The organism is Streptomyces sp. SM1, assembly GCF_002910825.1.
GTDB classification, from domain to species: Bacteria; Actinomycetota; Actinomycetes; order Streptomycetales; family Streptomycetaceae; genus Streptomyces; species Streptomyces okerensis.
In genome coordinates, this window is the sequence record NZ_NEUB01001049.1 from 11,859 (window position 1) to 16,840 (window position 4,982).

3 rRNA genes and 1 pseudogene are annotated in these 4,982 nt (G+C 59.2%); all 4 read right to left on the reverse strand.

The window, feature by feature from the left end:
* Positions 1-559, reverse strand: a pseudogene (locus B9S61_RS41875) (hypothetical protein); the annotation flags it as partial.
* A gap of 149 nt (positions 560-708) precedes the next feature.
* Positions 709-825, reverse strand: a 5S ribosomal RNA gene (gene rrf / locus B9S61_RS39420).
* Positions 826-929: 104 nt separating this feature from the next.
* Positions 930-4,055, reverse strand: a 23S ribosomal RNA gene (locus B9S61_RS39425).
* Between the two features lie 312 nt (positions 4,056-4,367).
* Positions 4,368-4,982: ribosomal RNA gene (locus tag B9S61_RS39430) — 16S ribosomal RNA — on the reverse strand; the annotation flags it as partial.

The following is a 4,982-nucleotide window of genomic DNA, read 5'->3' on the forward strand; positions in this document are numbered from 1 at the left end:
CCACGGTCGTCACGACCGCGGTAACCGCCGCGCTCGCCACCGCGGTTGTCATCACGCCGGAAACCGCCACGGTCACGGTCACCACCACGGCTGTCGTCGCGGCGGAAACCACCACGGTCACGGTCACCACCACGGCTGTCGTCGCGGCGGAAACCACCACGGTCACGGTCACCACCACGGCTGTCGTCGCGGCGGAAACCACCACGGTCACGGTCACCACCACGGCTGTCATCACGCCGGAAGCCACCACGGTCACCGTCACGTCGCTCGTCCCTGCGGTCGCTACCACGGTCGTCACGACCGCGGTAACCGCCGCGCTCGCCACCGCGGTTGTCGTCGCGCCCGCGGAAGCCGCCGCGCTCCGGCCGGCCACTGTCGCGGTCGTCCCGACGGAATCCCCGGTCGCGGTCGGCGCCACGGTCGCGGTCTCCGCCTCGGTCACGGTCGTCACGGCGGAAGGGAGGACGGTCGCCGTCCCTCCGGAATCCGCGGTCGCGGTCACTGGCCCGGCGCGGACCGCCGCGCTGGCCGCCACGGTCAGCGCGGTCGGAGCGGTCACCACTCTCCCGTCGCCGCTGGTCGCGTTCCGGTCGGTTTTCGGGAGAGTTGGTGGACATCGGTGACTCCTGTCTTCGGTACTGCAAGCATAAATAAAAAAGGACCCTTGGTCCCAGCTGAACGCTGGGACCAAGGGTCCTTCCAAAGATTGTTCGGCGGCGTCCTACTCTCCCACAGGGTCCCCCCTGCAGTACCATCGGCGCTGTAAGGCTTAGCTTCCGGGTTCGGAATGTAACCGGGCGTTTCCCCTACGCTATGACCACCGAAACCCTAATGGTTTCGAGCGAACAAGCACACTCTTCTATTGTCTGTTCTGCTCAAAGCCGACAACGGTCGTTGTCTCAGAACCAACACAGTGGACGCGAGCAACTGAGGACAAGCCCTCGGCCTATTAGTACCGGTCAACTCCACACCTTACGGTGCTTCCATATCCGGCCTATCAACCCAGTCGTCTACTGGGAGCCTTACCCTCTCTAGGAGGTGGGAGTCCTCATCTCGAAGCAGGCTTCCCGCTTAGATGCTTTCAGCGGTTATCCCTCCCGAACGTAGCCAACCAGCCATGCCCTTGGCAGGACAACTGGCACACCAGAGGTTCGTCCGTCCCGGTCCTCTCGTACTAGGGACAGCCCTTCTCAAGACTCCTACGCGCACAGCGGATAGGGACCGAACTGTCTCACGACGTTCTAAACCCAGCTCGCGTACCGCTTTAATGGGCGAACAGCCCAACCCTTGGGACCGACTCCAGCCCCAGGATGCGACGAGCCGACATCGAGGTGCCAAACCATCCCGTCGATATGGACTCTTGGGGAAGATCAGCCTGTTATCCCCGGGGTACCTTTTATCCGTTGAGCGACGGCGCTTCCACAAGCCACCGCCGGATCACTAGTCCCGACTTTCGTCCCTGCTCGACCCGTCGGTCTCACAGTCAAGCTCCCTTGTGCACTTACACTCAACACCTGATTACCAACCAGGCTGAGGGAACCTTTGGGCGCCTCCGTTACTCTTTAGGAGGCAACCGCCCCAGTTAAACTACCCATCAGACACTGTCCCTGATCCGGATCACGGACCCAGGTTAGACATCCAGCACGACCAGACTGGTATTTCAACGACGACTCCCCCTGAACTGGCGTCCAGAGTTCACAGTCTCCCAGCTATCCTACACAAGCCGAACCGAACACCAATATCAAACTGTAGTAAAGGTCCCGGGGTCTTTCCGTCCTGCTGCGCGAAACGAGCATCTTTACTCGTAGTGCAATTTCACCGGGCCTATGGTTGAGACAGTCGAGAAGTCGTTACGCCATTCGTGCAGGTCGGAACTTACCCGACAAGGAATTTCGCTACCTTAGGATGGTTATAGTTACCACCGCCGTTTACTGGCGCTTAAGTTCTCAGCTTCGCCACCCCGAAGAGTGACTAACCGGTCCCCTTAACGTTCCAGCACCGGGCAGGCGTCAGTCCGTATACATCGCCTTACGGCTTCGCACGGACCTGTGTTTTTAGTAAACAGTCGCTTCTCGCTGGTCTCTGCGGCCACCCCCAGCTCGAGGAGCAAGTCCTCTCACCAGTGATGGCCCCCCTTCTCCCGAAGTTACGGGGGCATTTTGCCGAGTTCCTTAACCATAGTTCACCCGAACGCCTCGGTATTCTCTACCTGACCACCTGAGTCGGTTTAGGGTACGGGCCGCCATAAAACTCGCTAGAGGCTTTTCTCGACAGCATAGGATCATCCACTTCACCACAATCGGCTCGGCATCAGGTCTCAGCCTTAATGAACGGCGGATTTACCTACCGTCCGGCCTACACCCTTACCCCGGGACAACCACCGCCCGGGATGGACTACCTTCCTGCGTCACCCCATCACTCACCTACTACCAGCTCGGGTCACCGGCTCCACCACTCCGACCTCGTCCGAAGACTCAGCCGGCGGCTTCACGGGCTTAGCATCACTGGATTCGATGTTTGACGCTTCACAGCGGGTACCGGAATATCAACCGGTTATCCATCGACTACGCCTGTCGGCCTCGCCTTAGGTCCCGACTTACCCTGGGCAGATCAGCTTGACCCAGGAACCCTTAGTCAATCGGCGCAAACGTTTCTCACGTTTGTATCGCTACTCATGCCTGCATTCTCACTCGTGAACCGTCCACAACTCGCTTCCGCGGCTGCTTCACCCGGCACACGACGCTCCCCTACCCATCACAGCCGGCGTTGGCCGTATATGCTGCAATGACACGACTTCGGCGGTACGCTTGAGCCCCGCTACATTGTCGGCGCGGAATCACTAGACCAGTGAGCTATTACGCACTCTTTCAAGGGTGGCTGCTTCTAAGCCAACCTCCTGGTTGTCTGTGCGACTCCACATCCTTTCCCACTTAGCGTACGCTTAGGGGCCTTAGTCGATGCTCTGGGCTGTTTCCCTCTCGACCATGGAGCTTATCCCCCACAGTCTCACTGCCGCGCTCTCACTTACCGGCATTCGGAGTTTGGCTAAGGTCAGTAACCCGGTAGGGCCCATCGCCTATCCAGTGCTCTACCTCCGGCAAGAAACACACGACGCTGCACCTAAATGCATTTCGGGGAGAACCAGCTATCACGGAGTTTGATTGGCCTTTCACCCCTAACCACAGGTCATCCCCCAGGTTTTCAACCCTGGTGGGTTCGGTCCTCCACGAAGTCTTACCTCCGCTTCAACCTGCCCATGGCTAGATCACTCCGCTTCGGGTCTTGAGCGTGCTACTGAAACGCCCTATTAGGACTCGCTTTCGCTACGGCTTCCCCACTCGGGTTAACCTCGCAACACACCGCAAACTCGCAGGCTCATTCTTCAAAAGGCACGCAGTCACGACGTTGAGTGCAAGCACTCAACGCGACGCTCCCACGGCTTGTAGGCACACGGTTTCAGGTACTATTTCACTCCGCTCCCGCGGTACTTTTCACCATTCCCTCACGGTACTATCCGCTATCGGTCACCAGGGAATATTTAGGCTTAGCGGGTGGTCCCGCCAGATTCACACGGGATTTCTCGGGCCCCGTGCTACTTGGGTGTCTCTCAAACGAGCCGCTGATGTTTCGACTACGGGGGTCTTACCCTCTACGCCGGACCTTTCGCATGTCCTTCGCCTACATCAACGGTTTCTGACTCGTCGACCAGCCGGCAGACTGGTCAAGAGAGATCCCACAACCCCGTATGCGCAACCCCTGCCGGGTCTCACACGCATACGGTTTGGCCTCATCCGGTTTCGCTCGCCACTACTCCCGGAATCACGGTTGTTTTCTCTTCCTGCGGGTACTGAGATGTTTCACTTCCCCGCGTTCCCTCCACTTGCCCTATGTGTTCAGGCAAGGGTGACAGCCCATGACGACTGCCGGGTTTCCCCATTCGGAAACCCCCGGATCAAAGCCTGGTTGACGGCTCCCCGGGGACTATCGTGGCCTCCCACGTCCTTCATCGGTTCCTGGTGCCAAGGCATCCACCGTGCGCCCTTAAAAACTTGGCCACAGATGCTCGCGTCCACTGTGCAGTTCTCAAACAACGACCAACCACCCATCACCCTGCCCTCACAGGCAAGTTCACTGGGGCCGGCGACTGAAGACAGACCTTGCGGCCGTACCTTCAGACACCCAACAGCGTGCCCGGCCCCGCCCCGTCCGGTGATCGTGCGTTCCACGCTCCGAAGAGCAGTACTTGCAGCCACCGGCCCGAGAAACAGGACCGAATAGTCAACGTTCCACCCATGAGCAACCAGCACCGGACGTTCGCCGATGAACTGGCCCCTGGACTGCCGAAGCAGCCTAGAAGTGCTCCTTAGAAAGGAGGTGATCCAGCCGCACCTTCCGGTACGGCTACCTTGTTACGACTTCGTCCCAATCGCCAGTCCCACCTTCGACAGCTCCCTCCCACAAGGGGTTGGGCCACCGGCTTCGGGTGTTACCGACTTTCGTGACGTGACGGGCGGTGTGTACAAGGCCCGGGAACGTATTCACCGCAGCAATGCTGATCTGCGATTACTAGCGACTCCGACTTCATGGGGTCGAGTTGCAGACCCCAATCCGAACTGAGACCGGCTTTTTGAGATTCGCTCCACCTCGCGGTATCGCAGCTCATTGTACCGGCCATTGTAGCACGTGTGCAGCCCAAGACATAAGGGGCATGATGACTTGACGTCGTCCCCACCTTCCTCCGAGTTGACCCCGGCGGTCTCCCGTGAGTCCCCAACACCCCGAAGGGCTTGCTGGCAACACGGGACAAGGGTTGCGCTCGTTGCGGGACTTAACCCAACATCTCACGACACGAGCTGACGACAGCCATGCACCACCTGTACACCGACCACAAGGGGGGCACTATCTCTAATGCTTTCCGGTGTATGTCAAGCCTTGGTAAGGTTCTTCGCGTTGCGTCGAATTAAGCCACATGCTCCGCCGCT